General features: G+C 59.0%; 15 protein-coding genes and 1 pseudogene. 9 read left to right on the plus strand and 7 right to left on the minus strand.

Annotated features, from left to right (window positions below; translation table 11 throughout):
• Positions 1 to 2: 2 nt before the first annotated feature.
• Positions 3 to 3,308, plus strand: a complete 3,306-nt coding sequence (locus tag ACYZUA_RS12100) for a DEAD/DEAH box helicase (protein WP_461963266.1) — start codon at positions 3 to 5, stop codon at positions 3,306 to 3,308.
• A gap of 143 nt (positions 3,309 to 3,451) precedes the next feature.
• On the opposite strand, the gene ACYZUA_RS12105 is transcribed toward ACYZUA_RS12100, so the two are convergent.
• The 3 genes from ACYZUA_RS12105 to mfd are packed head-to-tail and all read right to left on the minus strand — an operon-like array spanning position 3,452 to position 10,180.
• Complete coding sequence (locus ACYZUA_RS12105) at positions 3,452 to 6,142, minus strand: DEAD/DEAH box helicase (RefSeq protein WP_461963267.1); 2,691 nt, start codon at positions 6,140 to 6,142, stop codon at positions 3,452 to 3,454.
• Positions 6,143 to 6,153: 11 nt separating this feature from the next.
• Positions 6,154 to 6,720 carry a CsiV family protein gene (locus ACYZUA_RS12110; protein WP_461963268.1) on the minus strand — a complete coding sequence of 189 codons (567 nt, stop codon included), beginning with the start codon at positions 6,718 to 6,720 and terminating at the stop codon, positions 6,154 to 6,156.
• 10 nt (positions 6,721 to 6,730) lie between these two features.
• The gene (gene mfd / locus ACYZUA_RS12115) at positions 6,731 to 10,180 is read right to left on the minus strand and encodes a transcription-repair coupling factor (protein ID WP_461963269.1); all 3,450 of its coding nucleotides are present in this window, start codon (positions 10,178 to 10,180) and stop codon (positions 6,731 to 6,733) included.
• Positions 10,181 to 10,542: 362 nt separating this feature from the next.
• On the opposite strand from mfd, the gene ACYZUA_RS12120 reads away from it, so the two are divergent.
• The 4 genes and pseudogenes from ACYZUA_RS12120 to sthA all read left to right on the plus strand — a co-directional run bounded on the left by ACYZUA_RS12120 (position 10,543) and on the right by sthA (position 16,612).
• Positions 10,543 to 12,006, plus strand: coding sequence for a glyceraldehyde-3-phosphate dehydrogenase (locus tag ACYZUA_RS12120; protein WP_461963270.1), 1,464 nt, complete (start codon positions 10,543 to 10,545; stop codon positions 12,004 to 12,006).
• 429 nt (positions 12,007 to 12,435) lie between these two features.
• Positions 12,436 to 13,797 (plus strand): annotated as a pseudogene (ltrA, locus tag ACYZUA_RS12125) (group II intron reverse transcriptase/maturase); the annotation flags it as partial.
• Between the two features lie 175 nt (positions 13,798 to 13,972).
• Positions 13,973 to 15,010, plus strand: a complete 1,038-nt coding sequence (locus tag ACYZUA_RS12130) for an FAD:protein FMN transferase (RefSeq protein ID WP_461963271.1) — start codon at positions 13,973 to 13,975, stop codon at positions 15,008 to 15,010.
• 207 nt (positions 15,011 to 15,217) lie between these two features.
• Positions 15,218 to 16,612 (plus strand): Si-specific NAD(P)(+) transhydrogenase, encoded by a 1,395-nt coding sequence (gene sthA / locus ACYZUA_RS12135; RefSeq protein ID WP_283183797.1) that lies wholly within the window; start codon positions 15,218 to 15,220, stop codon positions 16,610 to 16,612.
• A gap of 42 nt (positions 16,613 to 16,654) precedes the next feature.
• On the opposite strand, the gene ACYZUA_RS12140 is transcribed toward sthA, so the two are convergent.
• Together ACYZUA_RS12140 and ACYZUA_RS12145 are read right to left on the minus strand one after the other, a co-directional pair.
• Positions 16,655 to 17,377: a glycerophosphodiester phosphodiesterase gene (locus ACYZUA_RS12140; protein WP_056744312.1), complete on the minus strand. Its 723-nt coding sequence runs from the start codon at positions 17,375 to 17,377 to the stop codon at positions 16,655 to 16,657.
• A 14-nt stretch (positions 17,378 to 17,391) separates the two neighbouring features.
• Positions 17,392 to 17,973 (minus strand): PilZ domain-containing protein, encoded by a 582-nt coding sequence (locus tag ACYZUA_RS12145; RefSeq protein WP_461963273.1) that lies wholly within the window; start codon positions 17,971 to 17,973, stop codon positions 17,392 to 17,394.
• A gap of 94 nt (positions 17,974 to 18,067) precedes the next feature.
• On the opposite strand from ACYZUA_RS12145, the gene ACYZUA_RS12150 reads away from it, so the two are divergent.
• From ACYZUA_RS12150 to ACYZUA_RS12160, 3 genes are all read left to right on the plus strand, one after another.
• Positions 18,068 to 19,318, plus strand: a complete 1,251-nt coding sequence (locus ACYZUA_RS12150; protein ID WP_461963274.1) for a lipoprotein-releasing ABC transporter permease subunit — start codon at positions 18,068 to 18,070, stop codon at positions 19,316 to 19,318.
• A 7-nt stretch (positions 19,319 to 19,325) separates the two neighbouring features.
• On the plus strand, positions 19,326 to 20,009 hold the full coding sequence (gene lolD / locus ACYZUA_RS12155) for a lipoprotein-releasing ABC transporter ATP-binding protein LolD (RefSeq protein ID WP_176471549.1): 684 nt from the start codon (positions 19,326 to 19,328) through the stop codon (positions 20,007 to 20,009).
• A gap of 64 nt (positions 20,010 to 20,073) precedes the next feature.
• On the plus strand, positions 20,074 to 21,318 hold the full coding sequence (locus tag ACYZUA_RS12160) for a lipoprotein-releasing ABC transporter permease subunit (RefSeq protein WP_461963275.1): 1,245 nt from the start codon (positions 20,074 to 20,076) through the stop codon (positions 21,316 to 21,318).
• A gap of 125 nt (positions 21,319 to 21,443) precedes the next feature.
• On the opposite strand, the gene ACYZUA_RS12165 is transcribed toward ACYZUA_RS12160, so the two are convergent.
• Positions 21,444 to 22,793, minus strand: a complete 1,350-nt coding sequence (locus tag ACYZUA_RS12165) for a heavy metal sensor histidine kinase (protein ID WP_461963276.1) — start codon at positions 22,791 to 22,793, stop codon at positions 21,444 to 21,446.
• Positions 22,793 to 23,473 carry a heavy metal response regulator transcription factor gene (locus ACYZUA_RS12170; RefSeq protein WP_461963277.1) on the minus strand — a complete coding sequence of 227 codons (681 nt, stop codon included), beginning with the start codon at positions 23,471 to 23,473 and terminating at the stop codon, positions 22,793 to 22,795. The genes ACYZUA_RS12165 and ACYZUA_RS12170 overlap by 1 nt, the downstream gene beginning before the upstream one ends.
• 155 nt (positions 23,474 to 23,628) lie before the next feature.
• On the opposite strand from ACYZUA_RS12170, the gene copI reads away from it, so the two are divergent.
• The gene (gene copI, locus ACYZUA_RS12175) at positions 23,629 to 24,150 is read left to right on the plus strand and encodes a copper-resistant cuproprotein CopI (protein WP_461963278.1); all 522 of its coding nucleotides are present in this window, start codon (positions 23,629 to 23,631) and stop codon (positions 24,148 to 24,150) included.
• Positions 24,151 to 24,164 lie beyond the last annotated feature (14 nt).

The raw sequence follows: 24,164 nt of genomic DNA on the forward strand, positions 1-24,164 counted from the left end.
TTATGCCGGCAATTATTGAGCAACTTCATGAGCTACCGTGGGCGGAAGAGTTCAGTCATCGCGCTCTGGATAAGGCTCGCAGATACGCGTTAGAAAACCGGGTACAAATCCGCGAAATCGAGGACGCGTTCGTTCTCGCCATCTGCAAAGGTTCCCAAGGGAATATCTACGAACAAGCCATTGAACTCATTGAAGACCCCAATGGTGATTTTGAGCTGGTTTGCTCCTGTTCGTGTCCAGTGGTGATCAATTGCAAGCACTGCGCAACCGTGCTTTTTAACCTGCAAGAACTCCCCGTGGATTCGTTCAAAAGCACTGCCTCAGTCCAAATGAATCGCGAGTTGGAGCGCTGGCTCAATGACATACCTCGCGACGTCCCTGATCGCGATGGAGCTGCGCAGGGCGCCGGCACGTGCTGGGTCTACAAACTCAAAGCAACGCCCACTACAGGCAAGTGGTTGCTGGAAGTCTACAAGGCTCGTCAGCTCAAGGATGGCCGCCTGCAAGACATCAAATCGGTGTACTCGCTGTCAGACGCACTGATGCGAGAGCCTGGCTATCTGTCCGAGCTTGATCTGCGAATGGCAAGATTGCTGGTCGCCGTTCACTCCCAACATTCGTTTTACAGTGGTTATCCCCTACAAGGCAGTAGTGGTGCCGAAGTTCTTCAATTGGCATTGAAAACCTCACGCCTGTATCTCGACTTCGAACAATTGCAGCCGCTGATAGCTGGAAAAAGCAGGGCTGCGCAGTTTGTCTGGACCGAGCAAGCAAGCGGCAGCTTCCGTCCTCAATGGCGTAGTGAGGAAGCACCTGAAGAAACGTTTCTGGCGCTGGAACCTTTGTACTACCTGGACCGCGAACGGAGGGAGGTTGGGCCGCTGCTAAGCGAGCTGGACGAAAAGCTGGCCTGCCATCTGTCATTGGTCCCTGACATTCCCGCACGTCAGGCGATGCAGTTCAGTCATCGGATGAATGCTGTGACTCGAGTTGTGCCACCACCGCATGCGTTGACCGAGCGGGTCGTCGACGACGTCGAACCCCAAGCCTTCCTGACGCTTGCAAGCACCAACCGTTACAGGAACTGGAAGTACGAACCCGAGCATCGCGCGGCATTGGCGTTTACCTACAACGGCCACATGACGGCGGACAAAAAATCCTCGGAAGTACTGATCCTGGCCGGCACCGAAACCCAGCGCATTCAACGCAAACCCGTGGCTGAAAAAGCCTTGCGCCAAGCCTTGCAGAAACAGGGCTTCAAAAAGGCCACCCGTAAAAGTGATGCGCTACCCGATAGTGAAGGCGAAATGTTCGATTTGCCGGACGACTCGGCTTGGCTGGCTTTTGTGCAATCCGGCGTCCCGGCACTCAGAGAGGCAAATTGGCAGATCCGTATCAACGAGGGCTTTCATTTCAATTTGCAGCCTATAGAAGAATGGTATGCCGATGTCGAGGAATCTCCGGGGCGCGAGTGGTTCGATCTGCAGTTGGGTATCGTAGTCAATGGCGAGCGCCACAGTTTGCTGCCTATCCTGTTGCAACTGTTGCGTAGACAGCCGCAGCTGCTGAACCCGGCAGCGCTGGCCATGCGTGACGATGACGATCAGGTGCTGATCGATCTCAACAGTGGGCAGTTGGGTGCCAAGCCAGGCATAAAAATTGCGCTGTCCCTGGGGCGGGTCAAGCCATTAATGGCAACGCTCGGCGAGTTGTACTTGGGAGTGAGCAGCAGTGCCTCGTTGCGCTTGAGCGCCCCGGATGCAGCGCGATTGAGTGAGCTGGAGGGGCTGCCGCTGGTCTGGCAGGGCGGCGAGCGTTTGCGCAGTTTCGCGAAACGCTTGCGTGAGTCGACTCATAGGCACGTTGCTGTTCCGGAAGGCCTCAACGCCACATTGCGGCCTTATCAGCATGAAGGTCTGAACTGGATGCAGACCCTTCGTGAGCTTGAGGTCGGCGGTATCCTTGGCGACGACATGGGCCTGGGCAAGACCTTGCAAACACTGGCTCATTTACTGGTGGAGAAGCAGGCAGGTCGACTCGATCTTCCGGCACTTGCGGTGATGCCGACCAGCCTCATTCCCAACTGGCTCGACGAAGCGGCACGCTTCGCCCCGCAGCTGAAAGTCTTGGCGCTGCATGGCGCCACTCGGCAAAAGGACTTCGTCAACCTTGCCGAGTACGATTTGGTGCTGACCACCTATGCGTTGTTGCCGCGTGATCTTGAGGTTTTGCAGCCTCAGGTCTGGAGCGTGCTGATTCTCGATGAAGCGCAGAACATCAAAAACCCGCTCAGCAAAGCCGCTCAGGCTGCCCGTGGTCTTGAGGCCCGGCAGCGTTTGTGCCTGTCCGGCACGCCGTTGGAAAATCATCTCGGCGAGCTATGGTCACTGTTTCACTTCCTGTTGCCCGGCTGGCTTGGCGACAGTAAAACCTTCAATCGCGACTACCGCACCCCGATCGAGAAACATGGCAATAGCGAACGGATGCAGCACCTGACAGCCCGGATAAAGCCCTTTCTGCTACGCCGCAAGAAAGAACAGGTCGCCACCGAGTTGCCGCCAAAAACCGAGATCGTGCATTGGATCGAACTCAGCGATGGGCAGCGTGATGTTTATGAAACCGTGCGCGTGGCGATGGACAAGAAAGTGCGTGACGAAATTGCCCGCAGCGGCGTTGCGCGTAGTCAGATCATCATCCTCGATGCTTTGCTGAAGTTGCGTCAGGTGTGCTGCGATCTGCGCCTGGTCAAAATGTCCCTGACGGCGAAAGCGCTTCGTGCGGGCAGCGGCAAGTTGATCGGCTTGATGGAGATGCTGGAGGAGTTGCTCAGTGAAGGACGCAAGATTTTGCTGTTTTCGCAGTTCACTTCGATGCTTGCATTGATTGAGGAAGAATTGCTGCATCGTGGTGTGGGCTATGCGTTATTGACTGGCGAAACGACTGATCGGCGCACGCCAGTCAAAGACTTCCAGAGCGGCAAGGTGCCGTTGTTCCTGATCAGTCTGAAGGCGGGTGGCACGGGGCTTAATCTGACAGCGGCCGACACGGTGATTCACTTCGATCCGTGGTGGAACCCTGCTGTTGAAAACCAGGCCACCGATCGTGCTTACAGGATCGGTCAGGACAAACCAGTCTTCGTCTACAAGATGATTGCCCGGGGCACGGTGGAGGAGAAAATACAAGCACTGCAACAGGAGAAGGCGGCGCTGGCCGGGGCTGTGCTTGAAGGTGGGACGACTGGAGGATGGAAGCTTGAGCAGAGCGACATTGAAGCGCTGTTTGCGCCGTTGCCTGATTCCAAGTCCTGATATCCGGTCTTTTCAAGAAATCCAAGGTGACTCCATCGCGGGCAAGCCTTGCTCCTACAGGTTTAAGGTTGACCAACAATATTGCGATCGACTCAAATCTCGTAGGAGCAAGGCTTGCCCGCGATAGCGATCTTACAATCGCGCTACTTTTCGAGTTTGTCCGGCAACGGCGCAAACAACGCTTCAATATCATCACTCTGCAACTTCCAGTCCCCGGTCTTGCGTCCATCCAGCACGCCCGCCGCCAAGTCGGATTTTTCCTTCTGCAGATGCTGAATCTTCTCTTCCACTGTGCCCCTGGCAATCATCTTGTAGACGAACACCGGCTTCTCCTGGCCAATGCGATACGCCCGGTCTGTCGCCTGATTTTCCGTCGCCGGGTTCCACCACGGATCGTAGTGAATCACTGTGTCGGCTTCGGTCAGGTTCAGGCCGACGCCACCTGCCTTCAGACTGATCAGAAAGATCTGATGCTTGCCACTCTGGAAGTCTTTGACCGGGGCGCGCCGGTCGCGGGTTTGTCCGGTCAGCAGCGCATAATCGACGCCGCGTTTTTTCAGCTCGTCTTCAATCAACGACAGCATTGAAGTGAACTGCGAGAACAGCAGAATCCGCCGACCTTCATCGAACAATTCCTCGAGCATTTCCATCAGGCTGTCGAGCTTGCCTGACGTGCTGCCACGAGTGGGCAGGGTGGCATCGTTGACCAGCCGCAAATCGCAGCAGACCTGACGCAGCTTCAGCAGCGCCTCAAGGATGATGATCTGGCTGCGCGCCACGCCCTTGCGGGTGATCTCGTCGCGGACTTTCTTGTCCATCGCCAGGCGCATTGTTTCGTACACGTCGCGCTGGGCTTCGTTGAGTTCGACCCAATGGATGATTTCGGTTTTCGGCGGCAACTCGGTCGCCACTTGTTCCTTGGTTCGACGCAACAGGAACGGTTTTATCCGACCGTTGAGGTGCTGAAGTCGTACTTCGCTGGTGCGCTTTTCGATCGGCACGCGGTAATCACGGTTGAAGCTTTTCACGTCACCCAGCCAGCCGGGCAACAGGAAGTGAAACAGCGACCACAGTTCACCCAGGTGATTTTCCAGCGGCGTGCCGCTCAGGCACAGACGTTGACGGGCATTCAACTCGCGGGCAGCGTGGGCGGCCTTGCTGTTGGGGTTCTTGATGTATTGCGCCTCGTCCAGAACCAACACGTGCAAAGGCTGCGCGGCGAGACGTTCGACGTCCTTGGGCAGCAGCGCATAGGTGGTCAGGATCAGGTCGTAATCGGCCAGCGTGTCGAAATGTTTTTTGCGACTGGCGCCGTACAGCGCCAGCACGTTGAGTTGCGGCGTAAAGTGCGCCGCTTCATCCAGCCAGTTGGGGATCAGGCTGGTGGGCATCACCACCATGCACGGCCGATCGAGGCGCCCGGCGTTCTTCTCGCTGAGAATGTGCGCCAGGGTCTGTAGGGTTTTGCCCAGCCCCATGTCGTCCGCGAGAATCCCGCCGACTTCCAGTTGTCGCAACGACTGCATCCAGCTCAAGCCTTCCAGCTGATAGGGGCGCAAGGTCGCGTTCAGACCTTCCGGTGCGGAAGTGGTGAAGTCCTTGATGTCCCGCAGCCGTTGGGCAAAGGTGCGAATTTGCTCGCCGCCCTCCCAAAGCAACGGCAGGTCTTCCAGCGGATTCAGGCGCGTGGCATCGGCCTTGCTCAGGCGCAGCGTCGTTTCGCCGGGCCCTTGCAGGTAGAACTCGCCGAGGGTCGCCAGTACCGGTTTCAATCGGCCGAAGGGCAGGGCGACTTGCAGCGGGCCGTACTCGGAGTTCGGGCGATTGGGAATGTTCACCAGGATCAACTCGTCGTCGCGACGTCGGGCGAGGCGTTCCGGATTGAGGATCTCGGTGTGGGAGCGCATCAGGTTGAGCAGGATCGGCAGCAGACTCAGCCGCTCGCCGTTGACGATGATTCCCAGCTCCAGATCGAACCAGTCGCGCTCCGGTGCCTGTTCGACGGTGGCGTACCAATCGTCCACGGCAGTCAGGTCGAAACCGAAGTCTTCGTCGATCTGCAACTCCCAACCCTGGGTACGCAGCTTTGGCAGTTCATTGAGGGTGAAGGTCAGCCAGGCGCTGTCGTTGACCATCTCGAACAGTTCGCCGGCGCTTTCCGGCAAGGCCTTGCTTTGCCGGGTGGCGATCTTGAATCCGAGGATTCGTAGCTGCTCCCTATAGGTCTGTTCGACTTCCGGGTGACGTTTTATCCGAAGCGTTTGGGTTTCCTGACGGATCAGGATGTCAGCGTTCTTCTGCCCGGAAACGTATTCATCCAGATAGCTGAAAGACAGCGCCGCGCGATGCTGAATATAACGCTGCATCTTGCCGTTGCGCGGTTCGAAAGCGCTGAACTCGATGCTCGCCAGCCACAGGCGAGGCACCGGTTGCACGTTATCCACCAGCACTTGTGGTGGCGCCTTCGGGCTGCGGTTTTCCAGTACGGCTTGAAGTTTCTCGAGCAGTTCGGCGTCTTGCGCGGCGGCTGGGTAGGCCAGGGTTTCCTGCACTTTCAGTAGCACTGCCGCGCAGTGCTTGCAGTTGCTGTGTACCGGGCAGGTGCAAGTGGCATCGATCATCAGCAACGTGGCTTTGGCTGACTCGCGCAGGCGAATGGTCTGACGGTAAACGTTACCGCCAGAGCCTTCGCAGGCGGCAATGATCGTGGCGTCGCCAGCCTCGACGATCCTGACGCGGTTCTCCAAAGCGTAGCGGCGGCCACGCTCCAGGCTCTGTTCCTTGAATCGGCTGACCCAGGAAGGTGCCAGGGGTTTGCTCAGGGTCGCTGACATAAGGACTTCAATCAGTCCGGAATTTCATCGGGGACTGGCCGGGGCGCAGGGGAAGTCAGCGAGGTGATCTTGATCAACAGGCCGAGATGGCCGTTGTCGAGGAAGTTCAACTGGCCGTTCTTGGTGTGGCTTTCCTGCTTCATGCGTTCGCTGGCGGTCACCATGCCGTTGGCGTCGATCTGGTTGACCCAGAAGTCGGCGTCGACGTCGGTGAACCGTCCCAGTTTCATGCTCAGCGTGCCCTCGATCGGGAACTGACCAAACTGTTCTTTGCCCTCGCTGATCGCAACTTTGCTGGCTTCTTCGCCAAGGTTCTGTTGCCAGGCCTTGTGCAGCAACACCGTGTATTCATTGCTGGCAGTGAGTTTTTCCACTTCAGCATTGAGGCTCGGTGTGCGCAGGCTGTCGGGGCTGATGGGCTGAGCTCCGGCCGCCCAGTCTTCGGGTGCGGCGCGGCTGACGATGGCGGGCACGGCGTTTTGGCGGACCAGAATCATTTCTATCTGATACAGGTCATCGGCAAACGTCGTTGGCGCAACCAGGGTCATCAACAGGATCAGTGAGCGAAACAGGCGCATGCGGCGTCCTTCAAGCAGTTTTCGGAATGAGGTGCTCAAACAGCGCCTCTACGGTATTAAAGCGCTCTTCCGGGCGCTCCATCGGCACCTGGAATTTAAACATCGTGGCGCCTTCGAATTTGTAGCGTTTGGGCTGGCTCTGGATCAGTTTGATCAGCGTCAGCGGGTCGACCGGGGTTTGCGCCGCGAATTCGATTCGGCCACCTTGCGGGCCGCCGTCGACTTTCTTGATGCCCAGAAGCTCGGCCTGCAATTTCAGAGCGGTAATGCGCATCAGGTTCTTGGTCGGTTCCGGCAACAGGCCGAAACGATCGATCATCTCCACCTGCAAGTCCTTGAGGCCTTCCTCGTCGGTGGCCGAGGCGATGCGTTTGTAGAGAATCAGTCGGGCATGCACGTCCGGCAGATAGTCCTCGGGAATCAACGCCGGTACTCGCAGATTGACTTCCGGACCACCGCCCAGCGGCTGGTCGAGGTTCGGTTGTCCGCCCTTGCGGATCGACTTCACCGCGCGCTCGAGCATTTCCATGTACAGCGTGAAACCGACGGCCTGGATTTGTCCGCTCTGCCCGTCGCCGAGCAATTCGCCGGCGCCACGGATTTCCAGGTCGTTGGTGGCGAGCACGAAGCCCGCGCCGAGGTCCTGTGTATTGGCGATCGCTTCCAGACGTTTTTCTGCGTCAGGCGTGATTTGCTGGCGCGGCGGCGTCAGCAAATAAGCGTAAGCCTGGTGGTGACTGCGACCGACCCGGCCGCGCAACTGGTGCAGCTGCGCCAGGCCGAACTTGTCGGCACGCTCGATAATGATGGTGTTGGCGCTCGGCACGTCGATGCCGGTCTCGATGATGGTCGAGGCGATCAGCACGTTGAAGCGCTTGTGGTAGAAGTCGCTCATCACTTGTTCGAGATCGCGTTCACGCATCTGCCCGTGGCCGATGCCGATCCGTGCTTCCGGCACCAGTTCGGCGAGGTCGGCGGCGCATTTCTCGATGGTCTTCACGTCGTTGTGCAGGTAATAGACCTGGCCGCCACGCAACAGCTCACGAAGCAGGGCCTCTTTGACCGTGCTCTTGTTCTGCTCCATGACGAACGTCCGTACCGACAGGCGACGGGCCGGCGGCGTGGCGATGATCGACAGGTCGCGCATGCCCGACACCGCCATGTTCAGCGTGCGCGGAATCGGCGTGGCGGTCAGGGTGAGGATGTCGACTTCACTGCGCAGGGCCTTGAGCTGTTCCTTCTGACGGACACCGAAACGGTGTTCTTCGTCGATGATCACCAGCCCGAGGTTTTTGATTTTTACGTCGTCCTGCAGCAGCTTGTGCGTGCCGATGACGATGTCGATCTTGCCTTCGGCCAGGTCCGCGACCGCGGCGTTGACTTCCTTGGTCGACTTGAATCGGCTCATCACTTCCACGCTCACCGGCCAATCGGCGAAGCGGTCGCGGAAGCTGTTGTAGTGTTGCTGGGCGAGCAGGGTAGTCGGCACCAGAATTGCTACCTGACGACCACCGTGTACCGCGATGAACGCTGCACGCATCGCCACTTCGGTCTTGCCGAAACCGACGTCGCCGCAGACCAGACGATCCATCGGTTTCGGCGCGAGCATGTCGGTGCGCACGGCTTCGATGGTGGTTTGTTGGTCCGGGGTTTCTTCGAACGGGAAGCCGGCGCTGAAGGTCGCGTAATCGGCTTTCGGGTCGGCGAACGCATAACCTTCGCGAGCGGCGCGGCGGGCATAGATGTCGAGCAATTCGGCCGCCACATCACGCACCTGTTCGGCGGCTTTGCGCTTGGCTTTCTGCCAGGTCTCGGAGCCGAGACGATGCAGCGGGGCCAGGGCATCGTCGCTGCCTGTATAGCGCGCGATCAGGTGCAGATTGGCCACAGGCACGTAAAGCTTGGCGTTTTCGGCGTATTCGAGGGTCAGGAACTCGGCGGCCTGACTATCGATTTCCAGGATCGTCAGCCCGAGATAGCGACCGACGCCGTGATCGATGTGCACCACCGGCGCACCTTCGCGCAGCTCAGTGAGGTTTTTGATCACTGCATCGTTGTTGGCATCGGCGCGTTTCTCGCGGCGACGGCGCTGCATCACGCGCTGACCGAACAACGGGCTTTCGGCGACCAGGGCCAGGGCCGGGTCGTCAAGCACCAATCCTTCGTCGAGCGGCGCGATGGTGATCGCCAGACGCTCTTTGCTTGCGACAAAGTCCGGCCAGCTGTCGACGGTTTTCGGTCGCAGCTTCAGGCGTTCCAGCAATTCCAGCAACACTTCGCGACGGCCCGCGGACTCGGCGGTAAACAGCACGCGACCGGGAAACTCGTCGAGGAAACCCGCCAGTGCCGCCAACGGCTGGGTGGCCTTGGCTTCGATGGCCAGGTTCGGCAGCTCACGAGCGGGGAAGCGTTCGCGACCGACGCCGGTTTCCATGTCCTGTTGACTGGCAACCACGCGCGGCCAGTTCTTCAGCCGAGCGAAGCAATCTTCCACCGGCAGGAACAACTCGGCCGGCGGCAATAAAGGGCGGGCCGGATCGACGCGACGCTCTTCATAGCGATTGCGTACGTCGTTCCAGAAGTTTTCCGCCGCCTGCTCGATGCCGGGCAGGGAAAACACTTGCGTGTCCTGCGGCAGGTAATCGAACAGCGTGGAGGTTTCGTCGAAGAACAGCGGCAGGTAGTACTCGATACCGGCCGGGGTAATCCCGCTGCTCAAGTCCTGGAAGATCGGGCAGCGACGGAAGTCGACATCGAAACGCTCGCGGAAGCGCGCCTTGAAGCGGGTGACCGCATCCTTTTGCAGCGGAAACTCTCTCGCTGGCAGGAGGCGAACCGTTTCAACCTTGTCGATGGAGCGCTGGTTTTCTGGATCGAAGGTACGAAGGGTCTCGATTTCGTCGTCGAACAGGTCAATTCGGAAAGGCAATTTGCTGCCCATCGGGAACAGGTCGATCAACGAGCCGCGCACGGTAAATTCGCCGTGCTCATACACGGTGTCGACGTAGCGGTAGCCACTGGCCTCCAGCCGGGTGCGCATTTGCTCGACATCGAGCTTCTGGCCGATGTCCAGCACCAGGCTGCTGCCGAGCAGGAATTTGGTCGGCGCCAGGCGATGCAGGGCCGTCGTGATAGGCACCACCAAAACGCCATGACTCAGCTCCGGCAATCGATACAACGCGGAAATTCGCTGGGAAATGATGTCCTGGTGCGGCGAAAACAGGTCGTAGGGCAGGGTTTCCCAGTCCGGGAAATGCAGCACTGGCAAATCCGGGGCGAAGAAACTCAGCTCCTGTTCCAGCCGTTCGGCACTTTGGCTGTCGGCAGTCAGCAGCAGGGTAAAGCGCTTGGCAGCGCTGGCGGCCTCGGCAATGGCCAGGCTCAGGGCGGCACCGGGCAGGTTGCCCCAGTGCTGTTTACCTGCCGCGGCAGGGAGAAGCGGTAGACGCAGAACGGGCACGGAAGGTTGAGCTCCAAGCGTTGCGACAAAGTCGGTAATTGTAGCGGTCCCGGGTGCCGCCTGTCAGTTGCAGATGTGTCTATTACGCAGGTTGGGCGAAATGTAGTGGTAAAGACAAAATCGGCCCGTTTTTTAGTAAAAAAGACTGAATATGTAGTGGCAAAACGGTCGAGTGTTACGGAGGGTTACAGACAAGTCAGCGGTGTCTCCCAAAAAATGACTGCGCTGCAGGCCACGGTTTTATTGGGCTTGAGCCGTGCGTCATTTTTTTGAAGCGGATTTTGTTACTGGCCACGCGACAAGCGCGCATTGCTACGGGAGGCACTCGGCGGCATAATGTAGCCCCTTTTTTCTGCCCCTACATGTGGAAGGTTCCCGTGACTCAGAAGCCCGACCAGTGTCTTGGTGAATGGATCGACCGTGAAGCACTCGCAGAAGCGATGATTCCGCTTATCGGTCAGCTCTACCGCAATAACAACGTGGTGAGCTCGATCTATGGCCGCAGTCTGATCAACCAGTCTGTCATCGCGATTCTCAAAGCTCACCGCTTTGCTCGCCATCGCCAGTCCGATGACAGCGAATTGTCCGTCCACGAAACATTCCCGCTGCTCAAGGCAATGAGCGAGCTCAAGCTCGGCGCTGCTTCGGTAGACCTGGGCAAGCTTGCAATCAAGTTCAAGGCCGAAGGCAACGGCCGTACCGCCGAAGCGTTCGTCCGTGACGAACTCGCCGATGTGGTCGGCAAGCAGAATGGTTCCGGCCGTACCGGCACCGACGTTGTCCTGTATGGCTTCGGTCGTATCGGTCGTCTGCTGGCGCGCATCCTGATCGAGAAAACCGGTGGTGGCGACGGCCTGCGTCTGCGCGCCATCGTTGTCCGCAAGGGCGCCGAGAACGATCTGGTCAAACGTGCCAGCCTGCTGCGTCGCGACTCGGTGCACGGTTCGTTCAATGGCACCATCACCATTGATGAAGCCAGCAACACCATCACTGCCAACGGCAACCTGATCCAGGTTATCTACGCGAAAAACCCGACTGAAGTGGACTACACCCAGTACGGCATCAAAGACGCGCTGCTGGTGGACAACACCGGTGTGTGGCGTGACGCTGAAGGTCTGGGCCAGCACTTGGCTTGCCCGGGTATCGATCGCGTTGTTCTGACCGCGCCTGGCAAAGGCAAGCTGAAGAACATCGTTCATGGCATCAACCACGGTGAAATCACCGCTGATGACAAGATCGTTTCCGCGGCTTCCTGCACCACCAACGCCATCGTGCCGGTGCTCAAAGCCGTCAACGACAAGTTCGGCATCATCAATGGTCACGTTGAAACGGTTCACTCGTACACCAACGACCAGAACCTGATCGACAACTTCCACAAGGGCGATCGCCGTGGCCGTAGCGCCGCGCTGAACATGGTAATCACCGAGACCGGTGCTGCCACCGCTGCTGCCAAGGCGCTGCCTGAGCTGGCCGGCAAGCTGACCGGTAACGCAATCCGTGTTCCTACGCCGAACGTGTCGATGGCGATTCTCAACCTGAACCTTGAGAAAGCAGCCACCCGTGAAGAGATGAACGAGTACCTGCGCTACATGGCGCTGCACTCCGATCTGCATAAGCAAATCGACTACGTCAATTCGCAGGAAGTGGTTTCCACCGACTTCGTTGGCTCGCGCCACGCAGGCGTGGTGGATGCTGAAGCAACCATCAGCCAAGACAACCGCGTTGTTCTGTACGTTTGGTACGACAACGAATTCGGTTACAGCTGCCAGGTGGTTCGCGTGATGGAAGACATGGCCGGTGTAAACCCGCCTGCATTCCCGCGCTAAGCGTTAGCTGCACATGAAAACGCCCCGACTCTGGTCGGGGCGTTTTTGTTTGGTGCGCCCAGCATGGGCGCAATCTTGTGGGTGAAAGTTCCGCCGTAAGCTGACCACAGCGAACGAAGTGAAGCGCAACTGCATGAGGGCGACCGAGTGTGGGGAGGAAGCGTGAATCGAAACCGCGAGCCGATGGACAAGAACCGGATAAAAGGCGGAGCCGATCAGGGCGAGCGAGCCAAAAATCGCGAAGCTCTTGTGGTCAAAGATCAGGCTGCGTAAATCCGGCGGTTGTGCGGGGAAGGATTGCGTTCTTACCTGGGGAGATCTCGCCTCGTGCCTGAAAGGGCGACGGTGCAAGCCGGAGCGAGAAGTCAGCAGAGGCCGTAGTAGTCTTTTTTTTGACGAAGGGCCGAACGAGAGAAAGTGTTATAGGCCATGTTGATGCGAAAGACCGGAAGTCAGATGCCTGCCAAACGCGGGGCGGACGGAGATAGCGAGCGGTGAATCCGTGAGAAGTCCCGCCAGCGACGAGGTCAATCGCCCGCAAGATGAACCCGATAACGCAGGGCAAGGGCTGCTGGAACGAGCCTTTGCGAGAGAAAACCTGAAGCGGGCGTGGAAACGGGTCAAGGCCAACAAAGGTGCAGCGGGAGTCGACGGTCTGGATATTGAACAGACGGCCGAACATCTGCTGAGCCAATGGGCGGCGATTCGTGAACAGCTTCTTTCGGGTGTCTACCGGCCCAGTCCGGTACGGCGTGTGGTCATTCCCAAACCTGACGGCGGTGAGCGCGAGTTGGGAATTCCGACGGTCACCGACCGCTTGATCCAACAAGCGTTGCTGCAAGTATTGCAGCCATTACTCGATCCGACTTTCAGTGAACACAGCTACGGCTTTCGTCCGGGACGCTGCGCGCAGGACGCCGTTTTGGCGGCCCAGCGCCATGTGTCTTCAGGGCGCAGAGTGGTGGTGGATGTTGATCTGGAGAAGTTCTTCGACCGGGTCGACCACGATATTTTGATTGATCGTTTACGCAAGCGGATTGCGGATCGGGCGGTTATCCGGCTGATTCGGGCGTATCTGGATGCGGGAACGCTGATCAATGGTGTGGTCGAGAAAAGCCGCTGCGGGGCGCCGCAAGGCGGCCGCTGTCGCCGTTGCTGGCGAATGTGCTGCTGGACGAAGTGGATCGGGAGCTTGAACGTCGAGGCCACTGTTTCGTGCGATATGCCGACGATGCGAATGTGCATGTTCGCAGTCATAAGGCGGGGCAACGGGTGATGGCCTTGCTGAAGCGTCTGTATGGAAAGCTGCACTTGAGCGTCAACGAGAGCAAGAGTGCGGTGGCGAGCGCGTTTGGCCGCAAGTTTCTGGGATACGCTTTCTGGGCATCTCCACAAGGCATCAAAAGAACAGTAGCGGTCAAAGCGCGCAAGCAGTTCAAGCACCGGATACGCGAACTCACCCGTCGCTCAGGCGGTCGCAGCCTGCGACAAGTTGTCGAGAACCTACGCCCTTATCTTTTGGGCTGGAAAACTTACTTTGGGTTGTCACAAACGCCGAAAATCTGGCGAGGGCTGGACGAGTGGATGCGACACCGATTACGAGCGATCCAGCTTAAACAATGGAGGCGCGGCCCGACGATTTACCGCGAGCTGAGAGCGCTAGGAGCCAGCAGCCAATCGGCACGGAAAGTGGCGGCCAACTCATATAGTTGGTGGCGTAACAGCCGCTTTGAGCTCAATCGAGTGCTGGATGTGGCGTGGTTCGACAGGCTGGGTCTGGTGCGACTCTCATACCTCAATCTCTTGAACCGCCCGGTGCGGACCCGCATGCCGGGTGGTGTGGCAGGGGAGAGCCCATGAAGGCCGCCCCCTATGCCGATTGCGGTGATCGTTCCCACGCAGAGCGTAGGAACGATCTTTCTTGCCTGTGGGAGCATAATGGTTGGCCTTGGCGTTTAGTCAGGGAATGCCTGAGGGAGGATGGGGGTTGTTGAATAGGTGGCAAGGCGTTTTGATTTTTCTGTTCGGCGTCCTTTCAGGCTGCGGCAACGGCGATTCCATGGAAAGCTTTGGCGGCCCGACCATGGGCAGCACGTATTCGATCAAGTACCTGCGCCACGCCGGGCTTCCCGACCCGACCGAGGTCCGTGTTCAGGTCGAAAAGATCCTTGCTGAAGTCGATCAACAAATGTCGACTTACCGCAGCGACTCCGACATCGAACGCTTCAACAATCTACCCGCCAACCGCTGTCAGACAATGCCCGCGCCGATCCTCAAACTGGTGCGCATCGGTGAGCGTCTGTCGGAACAAAGCGAAGGTTCCTTCGACCTGACGGTGGAGCCGCTGCTTAACCTCTGGGGTTTCGGCCCGCAGGCTCGCAAAGAAAAAATTCCTGCGGCCCAGGCGTTGGCCGCAGTGCGGCAGCGAGTCGGTTACCAGCACCTGCGTATTGACGGCGATCAGCTGTGCAAGGACGCCGCGGTCGAGGTCGACTTCAACAGCATCGCTGCCGGTTACGCAGTCGACACGATTGCCGCAAAACTCGAAGCAATGGGCATCCAAAACTACCTCGCCGAAGCCACCGGTGAACTCAAGGCCGCCGGCAAAAAACTCGACGGTTCACCGTGGCGTGTTGCCCTGGAAGAGCCCCGAGACGGCCAGCAAGTGGCCGAGCGCATTATCGCCGTCGACGGTTACGGTGTTTCCACTTCCGGCGACTACCGCAACTATTTCGAGCAGGACGGTCGGCGTTATTCCCACACCTTCGATGCCCGCACCGGGGCGCCGGTCTTGCACACCCTGGCGTCAGTCACGGTGATTCATCCTTCAGCGTTGATGGCCGATGGACTATCGACGCTGTTGCTGATTCTGGGTCCCGAAAGGGGTTTGGACTATGCCGAAACGCATGACATCGGTGCATTCTTTGTGATTCGTGCTGATACAGGATTCGTCACACGAACCACGCAGGCTTTTGAGCGCCTGAGTAGCGGAAAAACCGAGTGATCGCTGCGATTCAAGCAGTAAAGACTGGCGTTGTAGTGCAGGCAAAACTAGCCTACGACGCGACCAAGGGTTAATGTGCGCGGCGTTGACGCTTATATAGACTGTGTCCGGGTTCTGCACTGGCCCCAAATTGTTCCTTCACGCCGCAGATCGGCGTGATTTAGCCGCAGGTGCCGAGGGCGCCGCGGCCTGTTCTGAGGAGTATGCATGGCTGTCTACAACTACGACGTGGTGGTGCTGGGTTCCGGCCCGGCGGGAGAAGGCGCGGCAATGAACGCCGCCAAAGCAGGGCGCAAGGTGGCGATGGTCGATAGCCGTCGCCAGGTCGGCGGCAACTGCACCCACCTGGGCACCATCCCGTCCAAGGCCTTGCGTCACTCGGTCCGGCAGATCATGCAGTTCAACACCAACCCGATGTTCCGGGCCATTGGTGAGCCACGCTGGTTCTCGTTCCCGGATGTGTTGAAAAGCGCTGAAAAAGTCATTTCCAAACAAGTCGCATCGCGCACCGGCTACTACGCCCGTAACCGCGTCGACGTGTTCTTCGGTACCGGCAGCTTCGCCGACGAGCAAACCATTGAAGTGGTCTGCGCCAACGGCGTGGTCGAAAAACTGGTGGCCAAGCACATCATCATCGCCACCGGTTCACGCCCGTATCGTCCGGCGGACATCGATTTCCACCACCCGCGTATCTACGATAGCGACACCATCCTCAGCCTCGGCCACACCCCGCGCAAACTCATCGTTTACGGCGCTGGCGTGATCGGCTGTGAGTACGCTTCGATCTTCAGTGGTCTGGGGGTATTGGTTGAGCTGGTGGATAACCGCGGTCAGTTGCTGAGCTTCCTCGACTCGGAAATTTCCCAGGCCCTGAGCTATCACTTCAGCAACAACAACATCACGGTTCGCCACAACGAAGACTACGACCGCGTCGAAGGCGTGGACAACGGCGTGATCCTGCACCTCAAATCCGGCAAGAAGATCAAGGCCGACGCCTTGCTCTGGTGCAACGGTCGTACCGGCAACACCGATCAGTTGGGCCTGGAAAACGTCGGCGTGAAGGTCAACAGCCGTGGCCAGATCGAAGTCGACGAGGCTTACCGTACCTGCAAGCCGAACATTTACGGCGCCGGTGACGTGATAGGTTGGCCGAGCCTGGCCAGCGCTGCTCACGACCAGGGTCGTTCGGCCGCTGGCAGTATCGTTGACAACCATAGCTGGCGCTTCGTCAACGACGTGCCGACCGGCATCTACACCATTCCGGAGATCAGCTCGATCGGCAAGAACGAGCAAGAGCTGACTCAGGCCAAGGTGCCGTACGAAGTGGGCAAGGCGTTCTTCAAGGGCATGGCGCGAGCACAGATCGCCGGCGAGCCTCAGGGCATGCTGAAGATTCTGTTCCACCGCGAAACCCTGGAAGTGCTCGGCGTTCACTGCTTCGGTTATCAGGCGTCGGAGATCGTTCACATCGGTCAGGCGATCATGAACCAGCCGGGCGAACTGAACACGCTGAAGTACTTCGTCAACACGACGTTCAACTACCCGACCATGGCCGAGGCCTATCGGGTAGCGGCGTATGATGGCCTCAACCGGCTTTTTTGAGCGGCTCCGGCCGGTGGCCTGAGCCGGCCGGGGAGACCGATTTCAGCAATTCTCGAGCGTGGCGCTGGCCAAACCGGGAAAGTCTGTAATCAGGCTGTCAACGCCGAAGTCGGCGAGTCTGCGCATTAGCGCGGGCTCGTTGACTGTCCATACCGACACATGCAGCCCCTGACGCTGCGCCTTCTGCAGGCGTTCCGGCGTACACAGGGTCCAGTTCAGCGCCAGAATCTCACAGCCATAGCTTTGCGCGACCTTCAACGGGTCGAGCCAGGCGTACTCGGCCACCAATCCGCGAGACACGTCCGGCACGAAGTCCAGGGCAGCTTTCAATACTTCCCGCGAACTCGAGGTGATCGTGACCTTGTCGAGCAGGCCGAAACGCTGAGCCATTTCGCGAATCGCCAGCACGGTAGTCGCAGCGCGGGTGCGCGAAGCGCTTTTGACTTCCAGCTGCCAGTGCTCGAAATCGCACTTCTCGAACAGCTCTTCCAGTGTTGGAATCGGGCACGGTTTGATCCAGCCCGGGCCGCCAGTGCGCGCGTCGTAGGTCACCAGTTCGGCCGCCGTGTGCTCGACGACTTTGCCGCGACGGTCGGTGGTGCGCTTGAGCGTCGGGTCGTGGATGACCATCAACTCTCCGTCCATGGACAGGTGCAGGTCCAGTTCGCAGCGGCGCACGCCGTGCTTGAGGCATTGCTGAAAACTGGTCAGCGTATTTTCCGGTGCTTCGCCCTTGGCGCCGCGATGGCCGTAGATGAGAGTCACGGTTCTTCCTTAAATTAAATGCCGGATTCGTTTTGTTCGCGGGCCAGGCGTCGTTCCTGGGCCTGCTTCTGCAAAATGTAGCGGGCCAGCAATTGGCGCTGGGCATCGGTCGGGTACTCGAACTCGGTGCCGACGTCGTAGCCGTCGCCTTTGCGATCGCAATGGGTAACCCTGGCTCGCAGCAACAGGCCGAGGGCTTGCGGCATCAGCACCAGTTTGACCGACAGGTGCGCGCCCTCGGCAAAGGGCGTCGGATGCTGAAATTCGATCCCGCCTTCGGAAATGATCACCGGCTGCGGCTCGCCGATCTGCCCGAGCACGGTGATTGCGATCACCTGGCTGAGCAAATCGATGCGTTTATTCTGGGATTTCAGGAACGCCGCGAGGTTGCGGTCGCGCTCACTGATCTGGCGCAGCAGGTGCTGTGACTCGAATTCGCTCAGGTGCAGTTCGCTGAGCAAGTTGAATAGAGGGGAAGCATCCTGCAACACTTCCTGGCCTGCGGCTTCGGGAGCGGACAGGGGCCGAATTTCCAGTGCGATCGTGTCCTCGATACGGTAGTATTCGCGGCGATCTTCTTCATCTAATGTCGACATGGCGAACCCATGGTAGCGGCGGTGGTCTGAGTGTAAAGCTGGTTATCGACCCCCGCCACAAGGACGTTCCTTTTCCCTCCGAACAAGCCCCGACATGTTCAGACCTCTCTTCGTATTTATTGGCACGCGTTATACCCGTGCAAAGCGTCGCAATCATTTTGTGTCATTCATTTCCCTGACCTCGATGATCGGACTCGCCCTTGGCGTGGTCGTGATGATCGTGGTGCTGTCGGTCATGAACGGCTTCGATCATGAGATGCGCACCCGCGTGCTGGGCATGGTGCCCCACGCGACCATCGAGTCTGGTGAACCGATCAACGACTGGAAAAGCCTGGCCGCCAGGGTCAAGCAGAACCCGCAGGTGACGGCCGTGGCGCCGTTTACCCAGATGCAGGGGTTGCTGACCAACAACGGCAAGGTGTCCAAAGTCCTGCTCAATGCCATCGACCCTGCGCTGGAACGGCAGGTCTCGATCATTGATAACTTCATGCAGCAGGGCAAACTCGATGACCTGGCGCCGGGCAGTTTCGGCATCGTCATCGGTGACAAGGCCGCGGCCAAGTTGGGTGCGGCGATCGGCGACAAGCTGACGTTTGTGGCGCCGGAAGTCACCGTGACCCCGGCCGGGATGTTCCCGCGCATGAAACGCTTTACCGTGGTTGGCATCTTCCATGTCGGCGCCGGTGAGCTGGACGGCTATCTGGGCATCACCAATCTGCAGGATCTGGCCAAGCTGCATCGCTGGAAACCGGATCAGGTCCAGGGCATCCGCCTGAAGTTCGACGACCTGTTCCAGGCGCCACGCGTCGCGTGGACCATCGCCCAGCAACTCGGTGAAGACCATTTCTATGCCCGTGACTGGACGCGCACCCACGGCAATCTGTATCAGGCGATCCGCATGGAAAAAGCCATGATCGGTCTGCTGTTGCTGCTGATCGTCGCTGTTGCCGCGTTCAATATCATTTCCACGCTGGTGATGGTGGTGAATGACAAGAAGGGCGACATCGCGATTCTGCGCACCCTTGGCGCCACGCCGGGTTCGATCATGGCGATCTTCATGGTGCAGGGCACCGTCATTGGTGTGGTCGGGACGCTGATCGGCGCCGTGGTCGGGATCTTCGCCGCGCTGAACGTCAGCGCCGCGATCTCGGCCCTCGAAGGTCTGATCGGGCACAAATTCCTCAACGCTGACGTGTACTTCATCGATTACCTGCCGTCGCAAGTGCAGAGCCAGGATGTGTTGATGGTCTGCGCCGCCGCGTTGGTCCTGAGTTTCCTCGCCACCCTGTATCCAGCCTGGCGTGCCGCGCGCACCCAGCCTGCGGAGGCGCTACGTTATGAGTGAGTTGGGCATGAGTGATAAAGCAATCTTGAGCTGCCGCGACCTGGGCAAATCCTACGAGGAAGGCCCGGAGTCGGTAGAGGTTCTGGCCGGCCTGCAACTGGAGCTGCATCCGGGTGAGCGCGTGGCGATTGTCGGTACGTCGGGCTCGGGCAAAAGTACCTTGCTCAATCTGCTGGGCGGCCTCGATACGCCGACCAAGGGCAGCGTCTGGCTGGCCGGGGAAGAGCTGTCGGCGCTGAACGAAAAGGCTCGCGGTTTGCTGCGCAATCGGTCGCTGGGTTTCGTTTACCAGTTCCACCACTTGCTGCCTGAGTTCACCGCGCTGGAAAACGTCTGCATGCCGCTGCTGATCGGCAAGACGGCTATCCCGGAAGCGCGTCAGCGTGCAACGGCATTGCTGGAGCGGGTAGGGCTGGGTCATCGCCTGGAACACAAACCGGCCGAATTGTCCGGTGGTGAGCGTCAGCGTGTGGCCATCGCCCGCGCCCTGGTGAACAAGCCAGGCCTGGTGATGCTCGACGAGCCGACCGGCAACCTGGACTCCCACACCGCCCAGGGCATTCAGGATTTGATGCTGGAACTCAGCACCTCGATGCGCACGGCGTTCCTGGTGGTGACTCACGACATGAACCTGGCTCGCCAGATGGATCGCGTCCTGCATCTGCAGGAAGGTTACTTGACGCCCATCTGATTGACCGAAACCCGACGTACTGAACAGTGCGTCGGGTCTTTTATTTTTATACGGTGCCCAGCGAATGTTCAGACCGTTATCGATCTTTATCGGCGCGCGCTATACCCGCGCCAAGCGCCGCAATCGCTTTGTTTCCTTCATCTCGATGACCTCGATGATCGGCCTCGCCCTGGGCGTGCTGGCGATGATCGTGGTGCTGTCGGTCATGAACGGCTTCCAGCGCGAAATGAGCTCGCGCATCCTCGGCATGGTGCCTCACGCGACGATCGTCGGCGTCAATCCGATCGACGATTGGCAGCCCGTCGCAGCTGCCGCCATGAAGAATCCTGAAGTGACAGCCGCCGTGCCGTTCACCGAGATGGAAGGCATGCTGTCGTACAAGGGGACGATGCAGCCGATCCAGGTCAGCGGCGTCGATCCGGCGCTCGAAGGCAAGGTGTCGATCGTTGCCCAGCACATTGTTCAGGGCCGTCTCGATGCCTTGAAGCCGGGTGAGTTCGGGGTGGTGATCGGCGAGATCACGGCACGTCGCTTCCGCTTGAACGTCGGCGACAAGATCACCCTGATCGTGCCGGAAGTCAGTACTGCACCGGGCGGCATCACCCCGCGCATGCAGCGGTTGAACGTGGTCGGCGTGTTCAAGGTCGGCGCCGAACTGGACGGTTCCATGGCGCTGATCCACGTGGCCGATGCCGCGCAGATGCAACACTGGGCGCCGAATCAAGTGCAAAGCGTGCGTCTGGCTGTGAAGGATTTGTACGCGGCGCCACAGGTTTCCAGCGATATTGCTGGCGGCCTAGGTAGCGCTTACAAGGCTGATGACTGGACTCACACACAGGGCAGTCTATTCAGTGCGATGAAGATGGAAAAAACCATGATCGGCTTACTGTTGCTGATGATCGTCGCGGTGGCGGCGTTCAACATCATCGCAACCCTGATCATGGTGGTGAACGACAAAGGTGCGGACATCGCGATCCTGCGGACCATCGGCGCCACGCCGCGGCAGATCATGGCGATCTTCATGGTGCAGGGCACCGTGATCGGGGTTGTCGGTACGTTGATTGGTGGTGTGCTTGGCGTGATTGCGGCGCTGAACGTCAGTGAACTAGTGGGCTGGATGGAGCGGATCAGCGGGCAGCACATCTTCAGTTCAGACGTGTACTTCGTCAGTAACCTGCCGTCCGAACTGCAGGGGGCGGATGTGGTGTTGATCTGCTCCGCCGGGTTTATTCTGAGCTTCCTCGCCACCGTTTACCCTGCGTGGCGTGCGGCGAAAGTCGAGCCGGCTACCGCGTTGCGGTATTCGTAAGCCGTTACATCGCCTTCGCGAGCAGGCTCGCTCCCACAGGTGACCGAGTTGAATCACACATTTGTGAGCGACTCAGATCTGATGTGGGAGCGAGCCTGCTCGCGAAGGGGCCAGTCCTGCTGGCCTCAATCTCCCTTCGGCAACTCAATCACAAACCGCGTCCACCCGTTATCCGATTCGCAACGAATCTGCCCGCCATGGGCGCGGATGATGGACTGAGTGATCGCCAATCCCAATCCCGCATGTTCACTACTGCCTTCCTGCCGCGCCGGATCAGCCCGGTAAAAGCGATCAAATAAACGCGGCAGCAACGCCCGGTCAATTCCGTCGCCGCTGTTCTCCACCGTCAAGCTCAACCCCTTAGGCTGATCAACAATCCGCACCCGAACCTCGCCTTTGACCGGCGTAAACTGCAACGCGTTGTCCAGCAAGTTGGAGAGCGCCCGCCGCAACATGCTGCGATCGCCCTCCATGCGCGCACTGCCTTGACGACTCAACCTGACCTGAGCGTCCTCCGCCAAAGGCGCAAAAAATTCCAGCAACAGATCCACTTCTTCCGCCAGTTCCAGCGGTTCGCGCTTGGGCATCAATAACCCGTGGTCGGCCTTGGCCAGGTACAACATGTCGTTGACCAGTTGCGCCATCCATTGCAGTTCTTCGAGATTGCTGTGCAGTGCTTCGCGATAATCCTCGATGGGCCGTGGGCGGGTGAGGGTGACCTGGGTGTGGGTCAGCAGGTTCGACAACGGCGTGCGCAATTCATGGGCGATGTCGGCGGAGAAGGCCGAGAGCCGCTGAAAAGAGTCGTCGAGGCGTCCGAGCATGGCGTTGAAGTTGTGGGCCATTTCCGCGAGTTCTGGCGGCATGTTTTCTTCGGGCAGCCGTGCATTGAGCGACTGCGCTGAAACGCCGCTGGCAACCGCACTCATGCGTCGCAACGGCCGCACCCCGCTGCGCGCAGCCCAGGCACCGAGCAAAGCGGTGGCCAGCGCCGACAAACCGACTGTCAGCCAGATCAGGTGCTGCATGCGTTGTAGAAAGTGCTGGTGGTGGGTGATGTCCAGCAGCAAGGTCAACTGCGGTGAGTCAGGTTTGTCGAGGTACAACGGAGCGTTGAGGACGCGGTAGTCGGTACCTTCGCTGCTCACCGTGGACAAACCCGGTTGAGTCGGCAATGCCTGGGGTAGGCGCTCCGAACTGTCAAACCAGCGCTTACCATCGCTGCCGGTGATTCGCAGCGACAGATCAACCTGTCGGCTCAATTCATCGGCCAGTTTGACTTCGCTTTCACTCGACTGAATGTCATGCAGTGCCCGACGCAAACCAATCAATTTGCCGTCCAGCAACTGCTGATCGAGTTCAACGAAATGCGCTTCACTGGCCCGGCTGAACAACACCCCGGCAAACAGCGACACCACGGCGGTGCACGCCGCAAACAGCAGCGCCAGGCGACTGCTTAACGAAAGTCGGCGCATCAGGCGGGACGCTCTTCAAGGACGTAACCCATGCCGCGCACGGTGTGAATCAACTTGTTCGGGAATTCATCGTCAATCTTCAGGCGCAAACGACGGATCGCCACTTCGATGACGTTGGTATCACTGTCGAAATTCATGTCCCAGACCTGGGAAGCGATCAACGACTTGGGCAGGACTTCGCCCTGCCTGCGCAGGAGCATTTCCAGCAGGGCGAATTCCTTGGCCGTCAGGTCGATGCGCTGACCGCTGCGTTCTACCCGGCGACGGATCAGGTCCAGACGCAAGTCCGCCAGTTGCAGGCTGGTTTCCTGAGGTGTGGCGTTACCACGGCGCAACAGGCTGCGGACCCGGGCCAGCAGTTCGGAGAAGGCGAACGGTTTGACTAGGTAATCGTCGGCGCCCAGTTCGAGGCCGTGGACCCTGTCCTCCACTGCGTCTCGCGCTGTCAGAAACAGTACCGGCGTGTCGAGGCCGGCACCGCGCACCGCTTGCAGAATCTGCCAGCCATTTCGACCGGGCAGCATCACATCAAGGATCAACAGCGAGTAATCGCCGGTCAGCGCCAGTTGTTGGCCGGTGCTGCCGTCCGCCACCAGTTCAGTATTGAAACCGGCTTCGGTCAGGCCTTGGCGCAAGTAGTGGCCGGTTTTCGGTTGGTCTTCGACGATCAGCAGCTTCATGGGCGACTCGAGGTAAATGGAACGAACGCTTTATACCGTGGGCGGCGTTAATACAGGTCAACCTGACAAAGTTGTAATCTGGTCGTCAGGTTGCGGGCAGTAGCAGCAGTTTAGAGTTTTCCACAGGCTGAACCCTATCTTGTTGGAGTACGACTATGTTTTTGCGCAAATCACTGCTGCGCGTCGCGTGTTTGCTGGTGCTGAGCTCGCCGGCGTGGGCTTCCCCGGCGCATACCTACGACTTTGGCCAGCCGGCCCCGGCGGCCAAGGCGACTCGCAGTGTTGAATTCGTCATGGGCGACATGTCGTTCACGCCCAAGGCGATTGATATCCAGGCCGGTGAGACGGTTCGTTTTGTGTTGGTGAATAAAGGCCTGTTGTTGCACGAATTCAACCTCGGTGACGCGGCAATGCATGCCAAGCATCAGCAGGAAATGATGAAGATGCAGCAGAGCGGCATGCTGATGCCTACAGGCATGAAGGAAATGGACCACGGCGCAATGGCCGGTATGGGGCATGGGATGAAACACGACGACCCCAATAGCGTGCTCGTCGAGCCGGGCAAAACCACCGAGCTGACCTGGACCTTCACCAAGGCCACCAACCTGGAATTTGCCTGCAACATCCCCGGTCATTACCAGGCCGGCATGGTCGGCAAGATGACTGTCAGTCAGTAAGCACTCAAAGGCGG

Source organism: Pseudomonas sp. LS2P72, from assembly GCF_054897865.1.

Excerpts from the sequence above, each read along its gene's own strand:
- ACYZUA_RS12100 (WP_461963266.1), top strand. The coding sequence starts at position 3 with ATGCCGGCAATTATTGAGCAACTTCATGAGCTACCGTGGGCGGAAGAG.
- ACYZUA_RS12105 (WP_461963267.1), bottom strand. The coding sequence starts at position 6,142 with ATGTCAGCGACCCTGAGCAAACCCCTGGCACCTTCCTGGGTCAGCCGA.
- ACYZUA_RS12110 (WP_461963268.1), bottom strand. The coding sequence starts at position 6,720 with ATGCGCCTGTTTCGCTCACTGATCCTGTTGATGACCCTGGTTGCGCCA.
- ACYZUA_RS12120 (WP_461963270.1), top strand. The coding sequence starts at position 10,543 with ATGTGGAAGGTTCCCGTGACTCAGAAGCCCGACCAGTGTCTTGGTGAA.
- ACYZUA_RS12130 (WP_461963271.1), top strand. The coding sequence starts at position 13,973 with ATGCCTGAGGGAGGATGGGGGTTGTTGAATAGGTGGCAAGGCGTTTTG.
- sthA (WP_283183797.1), top strand. The coding sequence starts at position 15,218 with ATGGCTGTCTACAACTACGACGTGGTGGTGCTGGGTTCCGGCCCGGCG.
- ACYZUA_RS12145 (WP_461963273.1), bottom strand. The coding sequence starts at position 17,973 with ATGTCGACATTAGATGAAGAAGATCGCCGCGAATACTACCGTATCGAG.
- ACYZUA_RS12150 (WP_461963274.1), top strand. The coding sequence starts at position 18,068 with ATGTTCAGACCTCTCTTCGTATTTATTGGCACGCGTTATACCCGTGCA.
- lolD (WP_176471549.1), top strand. The coding sequence starts at position 19,326 with ATGAGTGATAAAGCAATCTTGAGCTGCCGCGACCTGGGCAAATCCTAC.
- ACYZUA_RS12160 (WP_461963275.1), top strand. The coding sequence starts at position 20,074 with ATGTTCAGACCGTTATCGATCTTTATCGGCGCGCGCTATACCCGCGCC.
- ACYZUA_RS12165 (WP_461963276.1), bottom strand. The coding sequence starts at position 22,793 with ATGCGCCGACTTTCGTTAAGCAGTCGCCTGGCGCTGCTGTTTGCGGCG.
- ACYZUA_RS12170 (WP_461963277.1), bottom strand. The coding sequence starts at position 23,473 with ATGAAGCTGCTGATCGTCGAAGACCAACCGAAAACCGGCCACTACTTG.
- copI (WP_461963278.1), top strand. The coding sequence starts at position 23,629 with ATGTTTTTGCGCAAATCACTGCTGCGCGTCGCGTGTTTGCTGGTGCTG.